The sequence below is a fragment of the Pseudoalteromonas sp. C2R02 genome (assembly GCF_018860845.1).
In the GTDB taxonomy this organism is placed as follows: domain Bacteria; phylum Pseudomonadota; class Gammaproteobacteria; order Enterobacterales; family Alteromonadaceae; genus Pseudoalteromonas.
On sequence record NZ_JAHKQC010000034.1, the window covers coordinates 425,583 to 444,522 of the forward strand.

Here is an 18,940-nt window from a genome sequence, read left to right on the forward strand (position 1 = left end):
GTTGACTGTTTTGCTGCTAGCAAAATATTTTTTATAAAGTTAGCTCGTTACTTTTAACTATGAAGCATGATTCATTTAATGATTAATAATGGAGTTATAAATGATTTTTTCTAAATCATCTAATCTAGTTGCTACTGCAGTATCTTTGGCGCTGTGTAGTTCAGCGTCTGCACAAGAATTAAATAATAAAGATGATAAAGTCATAGAACAAATCTCAGTTGTTGGAAAGCGGGTTTCTCATGCAAATAACGTGGTTAAGCTTGATGAAATTGAACGCCAATCACCTAATAACAGTGTTTTAGCGGCCATAAAAAGTATACCTGGTGTCATTATTAGTGAAGGTGACGCTTTTGGCGGTGATGATTGGTCAACGACTATCAGTATGCGTGGATTTTCGACTAATCTTAATGAACAACAATTAGGCATGACAATTGATGGTGTGCCTAATGGTGGCTCAGGATATGGCGGTGGCGCTAAAGCTAATCGTTATATTGACAGTGAAAATATGGCAAGCGTTGAAGTAGCGCAAGGTACTTCTGATATTTCATCTGCATCACTAGAGGCTTTAGGTGGAAATTTAAACTTTATAACAAAGCGCTTAAGTGAAGAGCAAATGACAACTTTTGCTTATACAAATGCCGATCATGATGCAACGCGATATTTTGTTCGTCATGAAACTGGTGAAATTGCACCAGACACTTATGCCATGTTTAGCTATTCTCAAACAAGTAATAAGCGTTGGATAGACGAAGGTTCAAACGCGGGAGCTGAACGTCAACACTTTGAAGCAAAACTTGAGTCTTGGGTTGGTGACTTAGCAATTACTGCACGCTTTTCTTATGATGATACTGAAGAAGATAATTATAATGGTGTTTCAATAGAGCAATTTAATGGAAATCCTGATTCAGATCGACTCACTGGTGATTGGACTGGTACACCTTATTACGATCAAAACTTTGCTGAAGGTTGGTCTACTTTACGTGAAAATAGTTTAGCGTATGTAAAATTAGATTATGAAATTTCAGATAATTCTTCTATCCAATTTACACCTTATTATCATGTAAACAAGGGTCGTGGTGATTGGATGCCTCCGTATATGAATGCCGCCGTTGATGCTGAAGGCAATATTGTTGATGAAGATGTTGAAGACGGAAGCACCATTAAATATGGTTTTACCGACCCAGATGGCAATCCATTACAACCAGATGAAAATTGTATGGCAGAATATGGCGGCGATCCTATGTTACACCCTGATTGTTATCAAGATGATGCGGTTGCTGTCATGTCATATCGTCATACCCATTATCAGAAAAACAGATATGGTTTTACAACGAACTATAATTTAGAACTTGATCAGCATAATTTAAAAACTGGATTTTGGTATGAAAATTCAGATAGAAGTGAGCAAAGAGATTGGCATGAAATAATCGATGCTAGTCAAGGGCCTTCTTACGATGAAGCCGCTTATAGAACGCAATATGATAGAAGTTACACAACCAAAACATTTAGATGGTATTTGCAAGATAATATCAATTTTGATGCGTTAACACTTAATGCAGGGGTACAGCAATATTTAGTTGATATTAATCGGGTCGATAATTTTATTGATAAAGAAACCGGTAAAATTAATAGTGATTCAGACTTATTAGCAAGTTTAGGTGCAGTTTATGATATTTCAGATTCATTAGAGATATTTACAGGCTTTAGCCAAAACTTTTCAGCGATAAAAGATGAAATCTTAGAATCAGGACTTGCTGATTTATCCGAAATTGCGCCTGAAACAGCTGATAATATAGATTTAGGGTTACGTTACCAAACACAAGACTTAAACCTATCACTGACTGCCTACACAATTAATTTTGATAATCGTATTACTTTTATTTCTGCTAATACACCGGGGGCACCTGATTATGATGGTGAAAATGGCACTTATCGAAATGACGGTGGCATTGAATCACAAGGGGTTGAATTAAGCGCAACTTATCATGTGTCATCAAACTGGTCTATTTTAGGTTCATATACAAATAATCGCTCTGAATATGCAAGCACCGAAATATCAGAAGCGGATGGCACTGCGGGTAATAAAGTCGCAGGTGCTGCAGAAGATGTTTTATCTTTATCAGCTAATTACTTTAACGGGGATTTACGTTTTGGCACTAGCATGAAATACACATCAGACAGGTTTGGTGATAAAGACAATACTGACGTATTAGAAAGCGCAACCATAGTTGATTTTAATTTAGGATATGCCATTCCAATCGGCGCAGGTAGCATTAGCGCGATGGATGTATCTTTTGTCGTAAGCAATGTATTTGATAAAGACTATTTAGCAGGTGGTATCGAAGGTTCTTACTTTATCGGTGCACCGCGTACCGCGAGTTTAACATTCACAGCTAATTTTTAATTAACTTTTAATGGTTAATGAGCAGGCTTATGCATTGCTCTATTTTTAAGGTTTTAAATATGTTTAAAAAATTATTGTGCCTTAGTGCATTGTGTGTGAGTTTTGTAACGAATGCTGCTGACAATGTTGTCTTAGTGACAATTGATGGTTTACGTTGGCAAGAAGTGTTCAATGGTGCGCAACTTAGCATGATTAAAAATGAAAAATTTGTATCTAACCCATCGAAGCTAGAGCGAGATTTTTGGCATCAAGATATCGCTGTTAGAAGAGAAAAACTAATGCCATTCTTTTGGCAAAGTATTGTTACACAGGGCGCTGTTATTGGTGATAGGAATAAAAATTCTAATATGTCAGTGGCAAATGAATGGTACTTTTCATATCCCGGTTATAGCGAAATTTTAACTGGTTTTGCAGACCCAAAAATTGATAGTAATAAAAAATTTAATAACCCAAATATTACATTTCTTGAATGGCTCAATGCACAAAAAGAGTATAAAAATAAAGTTGCCTCTTTTGCGAGTTGGGATGTATTTCCATACATCATCAATACCGATAGAAGTAAATTGACAGTGAATGCTGGTTTTGCCAAATCTAGTGAAACTGATAACTACAGTCAATTATTAAATACCTTGCAAGATGAGATCCCAAGTCCTTGGCATAATGTGCGACTTGATTCTTTTACATATAGATTTGCAAAACATAATTTACTTAAAAACAAACCAAAAATGACCTATATCGCACTGGGAGAAACTGATGATTTTGCTCATGATGGGCATTACGATCAATACCTCTATGCAGCTAAACGTACGGATCAATATTTGGCAGATTTATGGCAAACTATTCAGTCAACACCAGAATATAAAAACAATACAGTGATGCTAATCGTTACTGATCATGGCCGTGGTGCAACAGCTGATGATTGGCAGCATCATGCATCAGAGCAAGCAACTACGGGTTATTTAAAAAGTTTAAAGGATTTTAAAAAAGGCATTATAGGTTCGGAACAAATTTGGCTTGCAGCTATTGGCCCTGATATAACCCCCTCAGGTATTACGCCAACCCCTTATGAAGTGAAGCAAGATCAGGTTGCAGCAACTGTTTTAACCATATTAGGGCAAGATGCAAAGCAGTTTAGCGCTGTCGCAGGAAAACCTATTAACTTTATTCTTAAAAAATATCAGCAACATGCAAGTTTGTAGAGACTTATAATGAAAAAAATTGTATCACTGTCAATTGTACTCTCTTTATTGGCATTACCCAATTTAGCGTTATCGCAAGAGCAAAAAATCATATTTGCCTCTTGCGGTAATCAAACTAAACCTATGCCTATTTTAGATGCGATTAATAAAGAACAAGCCGATCTGTTTATATTCCTTGGTGATAATGTTTATGGCGATACAGAAGATATGGACTTACTTGCTGATAAATATAAACAACTTGGAAGCATTCCTGGCATAAAAACCCTGAAAGAAAATACCGAAGTAATTGCTATATGGGATGATCATGATTATGGCGAAAATGATGCGGGCATTGAATATGCGAAAAAAGAAGAGAGCCGTCAAATCATGCTCGACTTCTTTAACGAAGACAAAAACTCAATAAGGAGAACACGGTCTGATGGCATATACACTTCATATATGTATGGTGAAGCAGAGCAAAAAGTTCAGGTAATATTACCAGATTTACGTTGGAATCGCTCTAAACTCGCAGCGTTATCAAAAAGTGAGTATCAAAATATACGAAAACCTTTAAATATGGGTCCGTATAAAATTCATAAAGATAGCAAAGCTTCTATGTTAGGTGAGTCTCAATGGGATTGGTTAGAAATACAGTTACAAAAACCATCAAAGATTAAAATCATCGGGTCTAGCCTTCAATTATTACCTGAATTTACAGGGTGGGAATCTTGGGCTAACTACCCTGAAGATCGTGCGCGTTTAATGGATTTAATTCAGCAATATCAGGTGAATGGCATTATTATCGTTAGTGGAGATACACATTGGGGGGAGGTATCTAAAGTTGATAATTTAATAGACTACCCCTTGTGGGAAATAACAAGTTCTGGTCTCACTGAAAAATGGAAGCACGTTAGCCCTAACAGTCATAGAGTTGGAAATTTTACAAATCAGGTTAATTACGGTGAGATTTTAATTGATTGGCATAAAAAAGATCCTAGTATTTCATTTGGTTTAAAAGATATTGGTGGCAAAGTAACTCACAGGCATCAAGTTATGCTATCTGAGATCAGTCCATATAAAATCTAAATTTAATTTTAACCAAATAAATCAACCATCTAGGTTGTTATTACTAAATAAAAGATCTAAATCTTTTTGGTTTGGATCTTTTATTTTTTAAAGGCTAATTAATGCAAAATAAAAAGATCTTTTGTAGAATTTAATCAAAAATATAATTATTAGTTATATGCTTTCAAAGTTAATAAGCACCCGCTCACACTACGTGCACTATATTTCTTACCAAAAATGTATATAAATACACCTATCGGTGTGAAATTTATACAGGGATTCCGTTTTTGTTGGTAATTAAGTTGATTGGGATAGCTTAAATAAACATGCTAAATTACTTTTTATGGTTCCAAGATATTTAGCACGGTGTTTAATTATGATAGAACATGAAAATTATATTCAAGAATTGAAAACTCAGCTAGCTAAAGTGAGCTCGCCTTTAAAAGCAAAAGCGACCAAACGTTACTTCCCTAGTGGGATCCATTGTATTGGGGCTAATGCATCTGATATAAAATCTGTCATTGCTGACTTTCATTTTAAGCACAACGGACTTAGTCCACATGAAGTACTTTCACTATCAGAGCGCCTATTAACTAAAGCAGAATATACTGAAGAAGTTATGCTGGCTTTTGGTTTAATAAATAAATTTGTTAAAAAATATTATAATGATGATTTACTGTTTCGTTTTGAGTTTTGGTTAGAAAATTATGCATCTAATTGGTCTTTAGTAGATGATTTATGTATTAAAACCATTTATCAGTTTTTACTTACTCGACCGCATTTAATTGAGCAAACCCAACATTGGATATATTCAGAAGTATCTTGGTGTCGCCGTGCGAGCAATGTTGTTTGGGTTAAGTTTATTAACAGAAAAATAGGAAAATCAACATACTGTTTAGATAAAAGGTTAATTTTTAAAAACTGTGACACCTTACTTAATGACCCTGATGAGTATGTGCAAAAAAGCATAGGTTGGTTATTAAAAGTGACATCCCTACATCATGAAAAAGATGTGGCAACCTATATTGAGAGTAATTATAAAATAATGACACGTGCTACGATCCGTTATGCAATTGAAAAAATGCCTGCCGACACTCGAAAAAGGCTTTTATTATTATCCTAATTAGTTCGTTACGCGTTTACGTCATAATTTAATGCATATAACTTAAGTGCAATTGATTCTCAATTAGATTAAAGTCCATTTTTTAATCTAAGGATATTTTAGTGAGTTTATTTATTTTATGGGGAGCAGTATTTTTTACCCTTGCCCTTGTATTTTATTCCGTTGGTATTTGGAATGACTATTGCCATAAACAATTAAAAAAATGGCATATTACAATGTTTGGCTTAGGTGTCTTAACAGATACACTTGGTACGCTATTAATGTATTTGCATGTTGGCTATTTAATATTCACTGCTCACTCGATTTCAGGTTTTCTTGGGCTTTTCTTAATGATGTCTCACTTTTGCTGGGCATTTCTAGCTATACGTAATAACGATCTTCAATTATTAAATAACTTTCACCGATTTAGCATTTTAGTGTGGTCTTTTTGGATGATTTCGTATATTTCAGGCTTATATTTAGGCATTAATGGTTTAGGATAATGTTTGAAAAATATTAATAAGTTTTAGTTTCAATTTTTCAAGTATCAACTGTAAAATACACCTAATTAAAACTTTAGCTGCAGTAGTTGCAGTGAGATACAAATTAAGAGTATAAAAAATGAGTAGCGAACTAGACATAATTGATAATTTGGTTGAATTAGAACGTTTTTTACTATCAGTTGAAGATGGTAGCTTGGGTCTAAACGGTGTTGAAGGTGTTGGTTTAGCAACTAATAACGCTGATGGACGACATTTTGTTGCTGTATTTGATAAAAGCCAGAAACTTCTTTTTTCCAAATGGGTGACTAAAGAAGTATTTGAATCAGGAAAAGATATGGTACGTAATGGTGTAAAACCAAAGCATTAAAGTTTTTAGGTTATTCCTTCGGTTCAATTTCCACAAGTGAATTGGTACTTATTACACCTTGATAAGTACCCTTTTAATTATTTGCTCCTCTCAAAATCCAACTTCATTCTTGCAAGTAGATTTACTTACAAAAATTAAATAAACTTCATATTATAAATTACGTACGATAAGTTCATTTCATCTCGTAGTTGTCATGCACAATTAGTCACGAATTTGATATACAATAGCATTCAGTATGGGTTTAAGGCTATATTTACAATGTGGTTAAGAACAAAATTTCTAACCAAAAAAACAACAGTTTGAAAGCCTTCTATCAAGAAAATGGCATAGATTTAAATTAAACTCTACTGGCTGCTCTAAGTTGATAGATAAACAATATTAATCCCTGATTGTAACTTTTTATTTTCTATAATTTTTCAATAAAACAGATAAATAGATTTATTATAAGACTAATTTTCAAGTACTTGCTTTCATATATTGGAAATCCTATATGGGCAATTTATACATATTGAATATGCCTATTTAACCAAAATAAATGGCTGATGGATTTGTTATCCAAATATTCACACCATTGATGAGTATATCAAAATAGAAATAAAAGGAAGTACGATGAAAAAATACTTGTTCCCACTATTAATTACAACAACACTAATCGCACCAAATCTTTTAGCTGGGACCTTTACTGATAATATTAAACTTGCGATGGTTTCAGAAACTCGTACAGATAAAGAAAAAAACAGAGACCGTAATAGAAAGCCAGCTGAAACACTTGAGTTTTTTGGCATTAAAGAAGATATGAAAGTGCTAGAAATTATTCCTGGAGGTGGCTGGTATACAAAACTATTAGCGCCCGCTTTAAGAGATAAAGGGCAATTTTATTTAAGTCTTGGCACTAAACGCTTGAGCGATAGTTTATTGACTAAAAAACCTTTTGATAAAGTCAAAGCGATTGGCCCTGTTGATTACAAGCTAGAAAATCTTGATTTTAATGTTAGTGATTTAGACGCGGTTTTAACCTTCCGTAATTACCATAACTTTGATGAAAAAGAACGTTCAAGTATTAATAAAGCCGCGTTTGCAGCCTTAAAACCTGGTGGGGTTTATGGTGTTGTTGATCATACTCGCAGACACATGCAAAAAAAGAATGATGAAAATGGCAGACGTTTTGATCCTGTACTGGCAATTAAAGAAATTCAGCAAGCGGGTTTCACTTTGGTTGATTATTCAAATTTACACTATAAATCGGATGATGAATTACGTTTCGAAGTGGGTCGTAAAACTGTACGCGGCAATTCAGATCGTTTTACTTTACTGTTTAAAAAACCAGAATAAGCACTTATTAATTAATGAATAGCTGTTTAATCTTATAAATTAAACAGCTATTAAACTAAATCATAAAAGTTAGCTTGTAATAATAGCGATAGGTCATTTGCAGCTAAAGACACTTCGAGACCACGACGCCCAGCACTAATAAAAATTTGCTGATAATTTAATGCAGTTTCATTGATAAAAGTTGGTAAACGTTTTTTTTGACCTAATGGGCTAACGCCACCTAGTATATACCCAGTGCTGGCTTGAACTTTTATTTTATCAGCCATAACCACTTTTTTAACTTTACATGCTTTAGCTAATTTTTTTAGATTAACCTGATTATCGACTGGTACGATAGCAACGATTAATTTTTTTTGATCAGTTTCAAGCACGATTGTTTTAAAAACTTGTTGCTGTTCTATCCCTAGCTTTTGTGCTGCTTCAATACCAAATGATGCCGCATCTGATTCGTGTTGGTATTGGTGAACATCAAATGATACTTTTTTCTTTTTTAAAAATACAATTGCTGGTGTCATAACTTAATTCTTAATCTAATTTTTGCCATACTTCTTTGATATATACATTGGATTCTTGTCCTTGTGTTGTCCAAATATCTCCATTAATGACAAAATCAAACTTTAAGGTTTTGCCAATCAGATGCTTACCAGAACTTTTGAGTGGTTTTTCTATGATAGTACCCGTAAGCGTATGACTGTCATATTTAAGTGTATAGCTTCCTTCAATAAAACCTTTATATTCACCCATTCCCATATTAATAGCTGAAAAATTATTATCTGAATGGGTTCTGAGAGCTTTAAATTTACTGTTATCCACTTTAGTTACTTTGCCATCTTCAGCCGTGTATTCACCGGATATAAAATACCAAGTCCCTAATAGTGGGTTTTGTTCAGTGTGTGCGAATACATGTGAGCACAATAATAAGGTTGATAGTAGAATAAAACGTATCATTTGAATATTCCTTTATTAAATTTAACATTGATAATAAAGGAATATTTTGAGAATCGCAGTTGAAAAATCTTAATGTTATAAATAAATGATCTCATCGCTGAGTTCGTTAAGTTCTTGCTCAATATGCGAGACATATATAATAGGAAGATTAAACTCAGTTTTTATTTGATTAAAATATTTCAATAAATCATTTTTTTGCGCTAAATCTAAACCACTTAAAGGTTCATCCATCAATAATAATTTAGGCGAGCTTAAAATTGCACGCGCAATAGCAACTCTTTGTTTTTCACCGCCAGATAACATTTGCGGCATCCTTTTTAATAAAGGCGTGAGAGAAAACGCATTTATTACTCGCTCTAAACTAAAATTTTTATTTTTAGCACGTTTTAATGCGTAATTGAGATTGGCTAATACATTTAAGTGTGGAAATAAGCGGGTATCTTGGAATACAAAACCGATATCTCGATTATATGCAGGTTGCACATATGCTTTATTGGAATTTTGTAATATACAATCATTTAATGTAATTATGCCGGTAGCACGTGTCTCAAGGCCTGCAATAATACGCAGTAGCGTTGTTTTTCCGCAACCTGAATCACCGCTAATGCCAATGCAGCGGTTTTTAAGATCTAAGCTTTGTTTATATTCAAAGTGTCTTTGATTTAATGTGATAGCGCAATCAATCTGTAGCACGTAATTGCCCTCTTTTTAGAATATTCATTACAATTAAAATAACCATAGAAAAAACTAATAACCCAGCGGCCATCATGTGGGCTTTTTCATATTGCAGTGATTCGACGGCATCAAATAATGCAATTGACAGTACTTGCGTTTCACCTGGAATATTACCACCTATCATCAAAATAACGCCAAACTCACCAACGGTGTGTGCAAAACATAATAAGGCAGCACTAATAATGCCGTTTTTGCAAATGGGCAATACAATTGAAATAAAGGCATCTAAAGGTTTAGCACCTAATGATTGAGCGGTTTCTAACAATCTAGTATCGAGTTGAGAAAACGTTGCTTGCAAAGGCTGTATGGCAAAAGGCAAAGAGTAAATGAGAGAAGCAAACAAAATACCATAAAAAGAAAACGCAAGTTGTTGCCCTGTGAGAGCAAGGTATTGTTCACCAAGTATTGTTTGCGGTGAAAAGGCAATCAGTAAATAAAACCCTAGCACCGTAGGTGGTAATACAATAGGTAATGCAACAATAGATTCTATGATCATGGCAAACCACGATTTGCTTTTTGCTAACCACCAAGCAAGTGGAATACATATTAACATTAGAATAATGGTTGTTGATAATGCCAGTTTAAGCGTAAGCCAAAATGCAGTTATTTCTGCAGGACCAAGTGATATATTCATGGCATCACCTGATATCCATACTGCTTAATAATATTTTGAACCTCTTTTGATTTGAGGTATGTCATAAATTGTTTTGATTGAGACATTTTTTTTGTGCGCGCTAAGATCACTGCTGCTTGAGGAATATATGCATTGTCATTGTTTAATAACACATAATCATTTTGATTAACTTCTGTTGATACAATATGGCTTAATGAGACTAATCCAGCAGGGGCATTGCCTGAATGCACAATCTGAAAAGCAGATGCGATATTGCTACTTGTTATATAAGTCCCTTTAAAAGGGGTTTTTAGAATATCATTTAATACATTTTTTGCTGCAACGCCATAAGGTGCATGTAATGGGTTAGCGATCACGAGTTTATTATTGGCTTTATTTACCTGTGCTAATTTCATTTTTTGGTTAGGTGAATAAAAAACGAGTTGGCCTCGTGCATACACATACATGCTTTGTTTTAATGCAAGATCTTCATTAACGAGCATTGTAGGTCTGTTTTCATCTGCTGATAAAAACACATCAAAAGGCGCACCGGCCTTTATTTGTTGGTATAAAATACCACTAGAGGCAGAGGAGACAGTTACTTTTTGATTTGTGCTCTTTTGGTATTGTGAAACGATTTTATTTAGAGGCAATTTAAAGTTACTGGCAACCGCTATTCGAAGCGGTGTAGCTAAACTTTGAAAGCTAAAAACCGTGATTAATAATAATAAAAATCTTGTGAGCATATATGTTTATTTTTTCTCTTTTTATACTTTAAGTGCTTTAAATACTCTGAAATAGTGATGTTATAGCAATATTATTCTATTGCCATTTTTTTAGGGCTTCTTTGTCTTTTTGGTTTGTTTCAACCCAAACATCTTGTTGTTGATCTTTTCTGGTTTCTTTTTTCCAAAAAGGTGCTTCTTTTTTTAAATAATCCATTACAAATTGCGCGCAAGCAAAAGCTTCTTCTCTATGTGGACTACTCACGCCGACATATACAATTTGATCGCCTAAGGCTAATTGCCCTACTCTATGAACAATATCTAATTGATTTACTTTAAATCTTTCTTTTGCACGTTCAGATATTTTTTCTAAAGATTTAACTGTCATTGCAGGATAATGTTCTAAAAATAAACCGGTTACATCATGACCTTGATTAAAATCTCGTACTAGACCGATAAAAGTAACAATCGCACCATCAGTATTATCTTTAGCACGTAACATCTCATATTGAGTGCTTAAATTGAAGTCGGCTTCTTGTACGCTGATCATAATACTAACCGCCTGTTACTGGTGGGAAAAAAGCAACTTCATCACCAGATTTAACCAAGCTAGTTTCTTCTACCATTTCTTGATTAACTGCAGCAAGTGCATTGTTACCTGCAATAAATTCCGCCCATTTGGCTCCTTTATTGGCAAGCTCTATTCTCAACTGCGCAACTGTCGTTTGTTCAAAATCAGTGACTTCTAATCCAGAGCAATCTAATAATTCTCTTAGTCGCCCAAAAAATAATACTTTTATCATTTTTAACCCTTAACTACAGATTTTATATGTCAGGCTTAAAATGAAGTTTAAGCCTGATAATTGACGGTGTTATTGAGCTTGATAATGCCCTGATTTACCGCCAAGCTTTTCTAATACTTTTATATCGCTTATGCACATAGCAGGATCAACGGCTTTACACATATCAAATATTGTCAGCGCAGCGACAGAAGCAGCAGTTAATGCCTCCATTTCAACACCTGTTTGCCCAGCTAATTTAGCTAAAGTTTCGATATCAATGCATGATTGTGCTTCATTGAAAGTAAAATCTACTTGTACCTTAGTAAGCATTAACGGGTGACATAATGGGATCAGATCAGAGCATTTTTTTGCGCCTTGGATCCCAGCTATACGTGCAACTTGTAATACATCACCTTTTTTATGGCCATTATCACGGATCATGGCTAAAGTTTCAGGTTTCATGTAAACACGCCCTGATGCACGAGCGATACGTTCTGTAACTGCTTTTTCAGTTACATCAACCATATTAGCTTCGCCGTGTTCGTTTAAATGTGTAAAGCCCATAATTAACCTCGGCTCTCACATAGTTCAACGGTAGATTCTTTTAGTTGAGGGACAAAGTTACATGGACGATGAGAGGCATCTAGTTGCTGCTTAATCACGTCATTCCATGCCGTTTTACAGGCGTTTGTTGAACCTGGCATTGCAAATATAACGGTTTTGTTAGCCATGCCAGCAATTGCACGAGACTGTATTGTTGAAGTTCCAATTTGTTCATAAGAAATTTGACGGAATAATTCACCAAAGCCATCCACTTCTTTATCAAATAACGGTGTTAATGCTTCAGGTGTAGAATCTCTAAATGTAAAACCTGTACCACCCGTAATAACGACAGCTTGTATATGATCGCTCGCAATCCACTGGGATACAATTGCGCGTATTTTATAAACATCATCGATTACAATTTTTTTGTCAGCTAGGTTATGGCCAGCAGTTTGTAAACCATCAACTAAAGCAGCGCCTGATGTATCATTTGATTCATCACGTGTATCAGAAACCGTTAAAACAGCAATTTGTAATGGTTGGAAAGGTTGTGGCGTTTTATGTCCCATAATGGAAGTCCTTAATTAAAAGTGAGTTTTAACAGTTTGCCAATCATTTGGTGTATTAGCATTTGTTAAGTAAAGCGGTTCGTCCTGTGCCAAAGTATGTGCGTTTTGTGTCTTTAGCATGGCGTAAATTGAGTTTTTATATTTGCCTTCTAAGGCATCTTTTAAAAATTCTTTTAAATCAATAGTGACTTTAACTACGCAAGGCAACATATGAGATTCAAAATAAACAGCATTTTTTGATTCTTGTGCTGTTTTTTGTAATTGCACTAAGTCGCTACTGCGAATAAGTGGCATATCTACTGGCAAGATGGTCAGCCAAGCACCACTTGGTACATGCTCGATTGCGGCTTCAATACCCGCCAGAGGTCCTTTATCTAAATAGCGATCACGTATCCCTTGTTCGGTATTTCTGCTGATCAATACTTGTTCACATAAGCTTGTTGATAAACAAAGTTTTGCATTGTCAAGTAAGTTAACATTGCCTTTAACAAGCATTGCTTTATCGCTACCCATTCTCGAAGAACGGCCACCAGCAAGTACTAAACCAAAATGAATGTGATTTGAAACAGACATAATTTAGCCTCCAAGCATGGCTAAATCAGTCGTACCACCGGAAATGCCTTCATGTAAAAAATGGGTATCGGGCTTATCTTTTAAAACGTTTTCGATAAACTGATCAAGTTCAGTTTCGCGGCCTTTTACAAGTAAATCTCTTAAACTGTAACCAGACTCACCAAATAAACATAAGTGTAATTTTCCAACTGAGGATATTCTTAATCTATTACAACTGCCGCAAAAATCATTGCTATATGGTGCGATAAAACCAACATGGCCATCATATTCAGGGTGACAAAACTCTTTTGCAGGCCCTGCATTTTTACCCCGTAAAATTTGTGCCCAACCTGTATCTTCTAGGCGCTTGCCAATCTCTTCAGCGCTGACATGATTCGATTCAAAGTATTCTTTATTATCAACGGTTTGCATTAACTCAATAAAGCGTAGAGAAATAGGCGTATCTTTTACCCAGTCAATTAATTGATCTAATTGTTTGTAATTATATTTTTTGAGTAGGACAGTATTTATTTTAATTTGCTTAATACTGCTCTTTAATGCGATATCGATACCTGCCATCATCTCTGCAAGATTATCGCGACCAATAACGGCTTTCATCATGCGCGCATCTAAGCTATCGCAGCTGATGTTGATTGCATCTAAACCACAATCAGCCCATTGTTGTACTTTACGATCAAGTTGATGGGCATTTGTTGTTAAAGCTACTTTTTCTATGCCTGGGGTATTTTTCACCGCTGTTATGATCTCAGGTAGATCGCGTCGTAAGCTAGGTTCACCACCTGTAATACGCACTTTATTAATGCCGTGACGGGCAAAAGAAGCAACAACTAATTTTATTTCATCAAGAGATAAATAGTCAGGTTTAGAATCGCACTTATAACCATTGGGCAAACAATAATTGCAACGATAATTACATAGATCTGTTATTGAGAGCCGTAAATAACTAAATTTACGCCCTTGTGGGTCTTGTAGCATGTCAACACCTTTCCAAGTAGTGGGAGGTCTAAAAATTTCTTTTTAAACCCTGGTGATCAACTTAGTGTTTAAACTAACGTGATCACGGCCAGAATTCCTTGAACGCTCTGGAACGAAGGTATAAAGGCTCGGAGTTGTTAAAATCTTATGTTTAATATAATGATACTTTATACATAAAGCTAGTATGAATTTAAACAATGATATTATTTCATGATTTAAATCATCAAGGGCTCAATTATTGAGCCCTTGATAGTTGATGCTGGAAGCTATTTATTTAAAAATTAACGTTAACCATAACCCATAGTTTGCTTGTATCTACTGAATGTTCGTCAGCACTGTAATCTGCATATTTAACTAAACCAGTCACTTTTTTGTTAAACTTGTATTTAGCTGTTAAATCTAATTCAGAACCATAATCTATGCTATCTACATCAGATGTAAAATCATGGTACGTTGCGCTTACTGCAACAGGTCCAATTTTAGTTGCCACGCCTGCAAATACATCTTGGATACCTGTAGCAGGAGTGCCTAAGAACTTATCAGCAAAACCTTGGTATTTATGTAAAGTTGCAAGTGGTGTAGAGAATGCTACGCCGTTATCACTACCAAGTACTTCTAAACCCGCCTTAATCTTAAATGAGCTTACTTTGATACTTGCATCAACAGCATAATAATCTGCACTGAAATCTTTTGTACTATCTGCTGTATCTGATTGGGTAGCATAGCTCGCATGCACATTTACTGGGCCAAACTTACCGTTATAGTCAAAACCTAAAGTTTGTGTTGAGCTGTCAGCTGATGCATCGTAATCAAGATCGTAAACAAAGCCAGTTACTTTATGTTCTTTATTAATTTTGAAATTAACATTTGCTAATTGAAAAGCACCATGTGCATCAGGCTTGCCATCTGAATTACCAAAAATTTTATTAATGTTATGAATGTACGCGTAATCAAAATTAAGTGCTGAACTTAATGCATACTCTACACGTAAACCATCATATGTTTGCTCATTTTGACGCCAGGCTACACCGCCTACAAAACGTTGACCTTGATGTAAAATACGTTGACGACCAGCAGTTGCTTTTAGGCCACCATTTTTATAGCTTAGCGCAAATTGATTTACATCTGTGCCTTCTGGATCTGCAACTACTGAGTAATCTGCATTGCCATTATCTGTACTATTGTACTGGCCTATTGCTGTTACATTATCAACTTCAGCAAGTACATTAAAACCTTTAAAGTCAGCCGTTTTATATGTTAAACGTGTACGTAAAGTACCTGCGTTTGCATCTTTTTTAGCGTTATCTTCATCAACAGTTTCATAACGTGCGCGCATATTGATCTTAACTGTGCCATTAGCAACAGCATCTGTAATTGATGGACCTTGATTTGCCATCGCCATTTGGCTCATGCCTAAAACACTTGAAAGCGCTAAAACTATTTTAGATACAGAGAAAATTGCTTTTTTCATATTAATCACCTGATTAGTTAACTTGCTACTTAAATTTATTATTAACTTCTTGGCGCTAAAGATACGCCTATTTCTAGACGACAAATTGATTAAAATCAAATTTTAGAATTAATTAAGAATTATTTTGAACTTTATATGATTTAAACTTGTCTCGTTAAAAATTAATTAACATTTAATTGTGTTTATTAACTTAGTTTGAAAAGTTGATTCATGAAATCATATATTTATAAAGCTTCTTCAATGATTTTGAATTTAAGTCACCAGAACTTTAATTGCAATCTCAGTGCCAGTTATATAATTCAATTAATTCAAATAGTTATGTGTTTTTGTATAATATATTGCACCTAGCAAGCACACTCATGCACTATTGTAACTTTCTTAGTTTGTACAAATATCCATCAACGCCGTTACTAGGGCATGGCTTTTATTTTCTTCTTTATAGGCAAGGCCAATTTCTTTAAAAAAATTGACATGTTGAATAGGCTTAAAGGTAATGATATCGGCATCTATAATTTCTTGCCATTTTGGTAATAACGCCGCGCCCACTCCGGCACTGACTAACTGCCACGCGTATTCTATTGTTCGGATGTTGGCTCGAGTTTGAAATTGAATATCTAACATACCAAGTTGTGACTTCAATTTATCTAATGCATCACATGGATTGCGATTGATAAATGGTAACTTATCAAGATCCATTAATGAAATGATGTGTTTTTGTGAAATATCCCACTGTTTAGGTAATGCCAGTTCATAATCATCTTTGAATATTGGCATAAAAATCTCATTAGTATTGGCTGATTGTGTCAATACCACTCTTGCATCACAGGTTTCGTGGGGATCTACCAAAGTTATTTCTAAATTTTCTATTTTGTCATTGAGTTTTGTCAGCAATTGGCTCATTCGTTTGGCTCCTAATGATCGCATGATCCCCAATCTGACAGGAACAGGAGTGGGTCCATCTTTAAATAGACTGAGAATTGTTTTTGATTTTCCTGACATATCTTTGGCATATGGATATAGCTTTTGAGCGGCTGCAGTCGGTATCACGCCTCTAGCATGTCGGTTAAACAATTGGGTCGATAAAGTTTGTTCAAGTTGTAGAATTGCTGTAGTGATCGAAGGTTGCGATACATAGCAATGCCTAGCAGCTGCGCTCACACTGCCTTGTTCATATACTGCTTCAAAATACTTTAGTGCTCTTAAATCCATATTTACAATTTTATGCTTGGTTTTTAAACAGGTTAACGTATCTATATTCGTGATTATTTGATCTATATCAAGCTATAGTTTTTAGCTATATCTGGCATAAAAATTAAATATTTCTCATATACCTCTATAAAGAATAAGGTTAAAAAATATTCTATTTAAGATTCATTTCATAGGGCGATAAAATGAGTGTTCAAAGCAAGGCAAGTAATATTGCTGTTCAAGTAATTCCATCTGAAACAATAAATAAAACAAAACATTTGGTTGTATCACAGCAAGATATTAGCGATACCATGGACAGATATGGTTATTCTGACGAAATAATAAATACAATAAACAAAGAGAACCTATTACCTGTTGGTTTGTTAAGCCGTTTACATGCCTCGTACCCACAGCATTCTGGCTTTATGGAGAAAAAACCATTTATATTTACAGATAAAGAGCATTACTCAGGATTGTCTGGCTTTAGAGAAGTATGTGCAATTTTAAATGAAAATGGCATAGATATAGGCCATATAGTAGAGCGCGAATTTTTTGTAGAAGTGTATCGTTTTCTTGCTACTCGTCACTCGCTCAATAGTATTAACTGGGATGACTACCCTACTGACTCTGTATTTCAGTTAGTGTTCCCACAACCAAAAATGATCAACGATGAAACGACACAAAAATACATTGATGCAAGTGACGCTAAGGCACGCACTCAGGTTGCGATTGATTATACTGAGTTAACAAACCCACATGATGGTAATCAGCAATTAAATAAACCATGGTTTGAAAATGACGAAGGTGAAATAGAGTTTTTAGATGGCTCTCAACATAAATATCCACAATGTCAGCTGATTTTTGATAAAACAACACAAAACTGTTTTTCATTTTGTACATATTGTTTCCGTCATGCACAAGTACGTGGTGATGAGGATATGTTTATTCAAAATGATATTAAACAAATCCATGACTATGTGCGATTACATCCTGAGATCACAGATTTATTGATCACGGGGGGCGATGGTGGCTATATGCCTGCTAGCCGTCTAAAACAATACATAATGCCATTAATAGAAGATCCAAGCTTATTGCATGTTAAAAATGTGCGTTTAGCGACGCGTTCTCTTACTTTTCAGCCTGAAATGATATTAAGTGAAAAATATAATGGCATGCTAGAAGTATTTGACTTACTAAGGGATAACGGAATTCAACTTGCATGGATGGCCCACTTTTCTACTCCAAGAGAATTATTAAACCCAAGTACGATAGCTGCAATTCGAAGGTTACAAGATCATGGTGTAAATATTCGTTCACAAAGCCCAATCATGAACCATATCAGCTTATTTGAAGACGATGATGGCAAAGTCGATATCGATAATTCTGCTCAAAACTGGATAGATCTAGCTGAAATTTTGGGAATGATGTGTGTTGGCTTTCATTCTATGTATTGTGCGCGACCTACTGGTGAGCATCACTATTACACTGCGCCGCTTGCAGATATTGAGCAAGTATTTAATAAAGTATATCGCTCATTAGCTTCTATAAATCGCCCTTCTCGTCATATTTCAATGACTATTTCAGCGGGTAAATTGGCTATATTAGGTACTTCAGAAATCGGTGGAGAAAAGTGCTTTGCTCTAAAATTTACAGAATCAAGAAATATGAAGTGGATGGATAAAGTATTCCACGCAAAATTTAATGAAACAGAAAATACCATAGATTTCCTAACGCCATTTGATACCGAAAAATACTTCTTTGCTGATGAGTTGAAACAAATCGAGCATGACTTAACGGCAGCATTGGCTAAGAAATTAAACTAACCATGAAAGCGCGAATTAATTTGCGCTTTTTATTTTCTAAGAAA

At 34.9% G+C, this 18,940-nt stretch carries 21 protein-coding genes and 1 riboswitch; of the genes, 8 read left to right on the plus strand and 13 right to left on the minus strand.

Annotation, left to right across the window (positions count from 1 at the left end):
• Nucleotides 1-100: 100 nt before the first annotated feature.
• The 7 genes from KO527_RS15120 to KO527_RS15150 all read left to right on the plus strand — a co-directional run bounded on the left by KO527_RS15120 (nucleotide 101) and on the right by KO527_RS15150 (nucleotide 7,951).
• Nucleotides 101-2,404 (plus strand): TonB-dependent receptor, encoded by a 2,304-nt coding sequence (locus KO527_RS15120; protein WP_216041113.1) that lies wholly within the window; start codon nucleotides 101-103, stop codon nucleotides 2,402-2,404.
• Nucleotides 2,405-2,463: 59 nt separating this feature from the next.
• Nucleotides 2,464-3,603: an alkaline phosphatase family protein gene (locus KO527_RS15125; RefSeq protein ID WP_216041114.1), complete on the plus strand. Its 1,140-nt coding sequence runs from the start codon at nucleotides 2,464-2,466 to the stop codon at nucleotides 3,601-3,603.
• A gap of 9 nt (nucleotides 3,604-3,612) precedes the next feature.
• Nucleotides 3,613-4,668: an alkaline phosphatase D family protein gene (locus tag KO527_RS15130; RefSeq protein WP_216041115.1), complete on the plus strand. Its 1,056-nt coding sequence runs from the start codon at nucleotides 3,613-3,615 to the stop codon at nucleotides 4,666-4,668.
• Nucleotides 4,669-5,023: 355 nt separating this feature from the next.
• Nucleotides 5,024-5,770: a DNA alkylation repair protein gene (locus KO527_RS15135; RefSeq protein ID WP_216041116.1), complete on the plus strand. Its 747-nt coding sequence runs from the start codon at nucleotides 5,024-5,026 to the stop codon at nucleotides 5,768-5,770.
• Nucleotides 5,771-5,871: 101 nt separating this feature from the next.
• Nucleotides 5,872-6,252, plus strand: coding sequence for an HsmA family protein (locus tag KO527_RS15140; RefSeq protein WP_216041117.1), 381 nt, complete (start codon nucleotides 5,872-5,874; stop codon nucleotides 6,250-6,252).
• Nucleotides 6,253-6,370: 118 nt separating this feature from the next.
• Complete coding sequence (locus tag KO527_RS15145) at nucleotides 6,371-6,619, plus strand: hypothetical protein (RefSeq protein WP_042145501.1); 249 nt, start codon at nucleotides 6,371-6,373, stop codon at nucleotides 6,617-6,619.
• 609 nt (nucleotides 6,620-7,228) lie between these two features.
• Nucleotides 7,229-7,951 carry a methyltransferase gene (locus KO527_RS15150; protein ID WP_216041118.1) on the plus strand — a complete coding sequence of 241 codons (723 nt, stop codon included), beginning with the start codon at nucleotides 7,229-7,231 and terminating at the stop codon, nucleotides 7,949-7,951.
• A 50-nt stretch (nucleotides 7,952-8,001) separates the two neighbouring features.
• Here KO527_RS15150 and ybaK read toward each other — a convergent pair whose 3' ends face one another.
• From ybaK to KO527_RS15215, 13 genes are all read right to left on the minus strand, one after another.
• Entirely contained in the window at nucleotides 8,002-8,466 is a 465-nt protein-coding gene (gene ybaK / locus KO527_RS15155; RefSeq protein WP_216041119.1) for a Cys-tRNA(Pro) deacylase, read from the minus strand.
• A 10-nt stretch (nucleotides 8,467-8,476) separates the two neighbouring features.
• The gene (locus tag KO527_RS15160; RefSeq protein WP_216041120.1) at nucleotides 8,477-8,899 is read right to left on the minus strand and encodes a hypothetical protein; all 423 of its coding nucleotides are present in this window, start codon (nucleotides 8,897-8,899) and stop codon (nucleotides 8,477-8,479) included.
• A 75-nt stretch (nucleotides 8,900-8,974) separates the two neighbouring features.
• Nucleotides 8,975-9,592: an ATP-binding cassette domain-containing protein gene (locus tag KO527_RS15165; protein WP_216041121.1), complete on the minus strand. Its 618-nt coding sequence runs from the start codon at nucleotides 9,590-9,592 to the stop codon at nucleotides 8,975-8,977.
• Nucleotides 9,579-10,268, minus strand: a complete 690-nt coding sequence (gene modB / locus KO527_RS15170; protein ID WP_216041122.1) for a molybdate ABC transporter permease subunit — start codon at nucleotides 10,266-10,268, stop codon at nucleotides 9,579-9,581. The genes KO527_RS15165 and modB overlap by 14 nt, the downstream gene beginning before the upstream one ends.
• Nucleotides 10,265-10,993: a molybdate ABC transporter substrate-binding protein gene (modA, locus tag KO527_RS15175; RefSeq protein WP_216041123.1), complete on the minus strand. Its 729-nt coding sequence runs from the start codon at nucleotides 10,991-10,993 to the stop codon at nucleotides 10,265-10,267. Before modA ends, modB begins: the two co-directional genes overlap by 4 nt.
• A 76-nt stretch (nucleotides 10,994-11,069) precedes the next feature.
• Nucleotides 11,070-11,522 (minus strand): molybdenum cofactor biosynthesis protein MoaE, encoded by a 453-nt coding sequence (locus KO527_RS15180; protein ID WP_216041124.1) that lies wholly within the window; start codon nucleotides 11,520-11,522, stop codon nucleotides 11,070-11,072.
• A gap of 4 nt (nucleotides 11,523-11,526) precedes the next feature.
• The gene (locus KO527_RS15185; protein WP_216041125.1) at nucleotides 11,527-11,775 is read right to left on the minus strand and encodes a MoaD/ThiS family protein; all 249 of its coding nucleotides are present in this window, start codon (nucleotides 11,773-11,775) and stop codon (nucleotides 11,527-11,529) included.
• Nucleotides 11,776-11,844: 69 nt separating this feature from the next.
• Nucleotides 11,845-12,318 (minus strand): cyclic pyranopterin monophosphate synthase MoaC, encoded by a 474-nt coding sequence (gene moaC / locus KO527_RS15190; RefSeq protein WP_252733733.1) that lies wholly within the window; start codon nucleotides 12,316-12,318, stop codon nucleotides 11,845-11,847.
• A 2-nt stretch (nucleotides 12,319-12,320) separates the two neighbouring features.
• The gene (gene moaB / locus KO527_RS15195; protein ID WP_042145519.1) at nucleotides 12,321-12,866 is read right to left on the minus strand and encodes a molybdenum cofactor biosynthesis protein B; all 546 of its coding nucleotides are present in this window, start codon (nucleotides 12,864-12,866) and stop codon (nucleotides 12,321-12,323) included.
• Between the two features lie 15 nt (nucleotides 12,867-12,881).
• On the minus strand, nucleotides 12,882-13,439 hold the full coding sequence (locus tag KO527_RS15200; RefSeq protein ID WP_216041126.1) for a molybdenum cofactor guanylyltransferase: 558 nt from the start codon (nucleotides 13,437-13,439) through the stop codon (nucleotides 12,882-12,884).
• A 3-nt stretch (nucleotides 13,440-13,442) separates the two neighbouring features.
• Nucleotides 13,443-14,414: a GTP 3',8-cyclase MoaA gene (gene moaA, locus KO527_RS15205; RefSeq protein WP_216041127.1), complete on the minus strand. Its 972-nt coding sequence runs from the start codon at nucleotides 14,412-14,414 to the stop codon at nucleotides 13,443-13,445.
• Nucleotides 14,404-14,560: riboswitch (molybdenum cofactor riboswitch) on the minus strand. (Overlaps the previous gene by 11 nt.)
• Before the next feature lie 128 nt (nucleotides 14,561-14,688).
• On the minus strand, nucleotides 14,689-15,885 hold the full coding sequence (locus KO527_RS15210; RefSeq protein WP_216041128.1) for an alginate export family protein: 1,197 nt from the start codon (nucleotides 15,883-15,885) through the stop codon (nucleotides 14,689-14,691).
• 378 nt (nucleotides 15,886-16,263) lie between these two features.
• Nucleotides 16,264-17,094, minus strand: a complete 831-nt coding sequence (locus KO527_RS15215) for a LysR family transcriptional regulator (protein WP_216041129.1) — start codon at nucleotides 17,092-17,094, stop codon at nucleotides 16,264-16,266.
• Nucleotides 17,095-17,276: 182 nt separating this feature from the next.
• On the opposite strand from KO527_RS15215, the gene KO527_RS15220 reads away from it, so the two are divergent.
• Nucleotides 17,277-18,896: a hypothetical protein gene (locus tag KO527_RS15220; protein WP_216041130.1), complete on the plus strand. Its 1,620-nt coding sequence runs from the start codon at nucleotides 17,277-17,279 to the stop codon at nucleotides 18,894-18,896.
• Nucleotides 18,897-18,940 lie beyond the last annotated feature (44 nt).

What these genes read in the sequence shown, in the direction of transcription:
- KO527_RS15150 (WP_216041118.1), top strand. Translation starts at nt 7,229, where the DNA reads ATGAAAAAATACTTGTTCCCACTATTAATTACAACAACACTAATCGCA.
- KO527_RS15125 (WP_216041114.1), top strand. Translation starts at nt 2,464, where the DNA reads ATGTTTAAAAAATTATTGTGCCTTAGTGCATTGTGTGTGAGTTTTGTA.
- KO527_RS15160 (WP_216041120.1), bottom strand. Translation starts at nt 8,899, where the DNA reads ATGATACGTTTTATTCTACTATCAACCTTATTATTGTGCTCACATGTA.
- KO527_RS15220 (WP_216041130.1), top strand. Translation starts at nt 17,277, where the DNA reads ATGAGTGTTCAAAGCAAGGCAAGTAATATTGCTGTTCAAGTAATTCCA.
- KO527_RS15210 (WP_216041128.1), bottom strand. Translation starts at nt 15,885, where the DNA reads ATGAAAAAAGCAATTTTCTCTGTATCTAAAATAGTTTTAGCGCTTTCA.
- KO527_RS15180 (WP_216041124.1), bottom strand. Translation starts at nt 11,522, where the DNA reads ATGATCAGCGTACAAGAAGCCGACTTCAATTTAAGCACTCAATATGAG.
- modA (WP_216041123.1), bottom strand. Translation starts at nt 10,993, where the DNA reads ATGCTCACAAGATTTTTATTATTATTAATCACGGTTTTTAGCTTTCAA.
- moaC (WP_252733733.1), bottom strand. Translation starts at nt 12,318, where the DNA reads ATGGGCTTTACACATTTAAACGAACACGGCGAAGCTAATATGGTTGAT.
- KO527_RS15215 (WP_216041129.1), bottom strand. Translation starts at nt 17,094, where the DNA reads ATGGATTTAAGAGCACTAAAGTATTTTGAAGCAGTATATGAACAAGGC.
- KO527_RS15135 (WP_216041116.1), top strand. Translation starts at nt 5,024, where the DNA reads ATGATAGAACATGAAAATTATATTCAAGAATTGAAAACTCAGCTAGCT.
- KO527_RS15185 (WP_216041125.1), bottom strand. Translation starts at nt 11,775, where the DNA reads ATGATAAAAGTATTATTTTTTGGGCGACTAAGAGAATTATTAGATTGC.
- KO527_RS15145 (WP_042145501.1), top strand. Translation starts at nt 6,371, where the DNA reads ATGAGTAGCGAACTAGACATAATTGATAATTTGGTTGAATTAGAACGT.
- KO527_RS15200 (WP_216041126.1), bottom strand. Translation starts at nt 13,439, where the DNA reads ATGTCTGTTTCAAATCACATTCATTTTGGTTTAGTACTTGCTGGTGGC.
- KO527_RS15120 (WP_216041113.1), top strand. Translation starts at nt 101, where the DNA reads ATGATTTTTTCTAAATCATCTAATCTAGTTGCTACTGCAGTATCTTTG.
- moaA (WP_216041127.1), bottom strand. Translation starts at nt 14,414, where the DNA reads ATGCTACAAGACCCACAAGGGCGTAAATTTAGTTATTTACGGCTCTCA.
- ybaK (WP_216041119.1), bottom strand. Translation starts at nt 8,466, where the DNA reads ATGACACCAGCAATTGTATTTTTAAAAAAGAAAAAAGTATCATTTGAT.
- moaB (WP_042145519.1), bottom strand. Translation starts at nt 12,866, where the DNA reads ATGGGACATAAAACGCCACAACCTTTCCAACCATTACAAATTGCTGTT.
- KO527_RS15130 (WP_216041115.1), top strand. Translation starts at nt 3,613, where the DNA reads ATGAAAAAAATTGTATCACTGTCAATTGTACTCTCTTTATTGGCATTA.
- modB (WP_216041122.1), bottom strand. Translation starts at nt 10,268, where the DNA reads ATGAATATATCACTTGGTCCTGCAGAAATAACTGCATTTTGGCTTACG.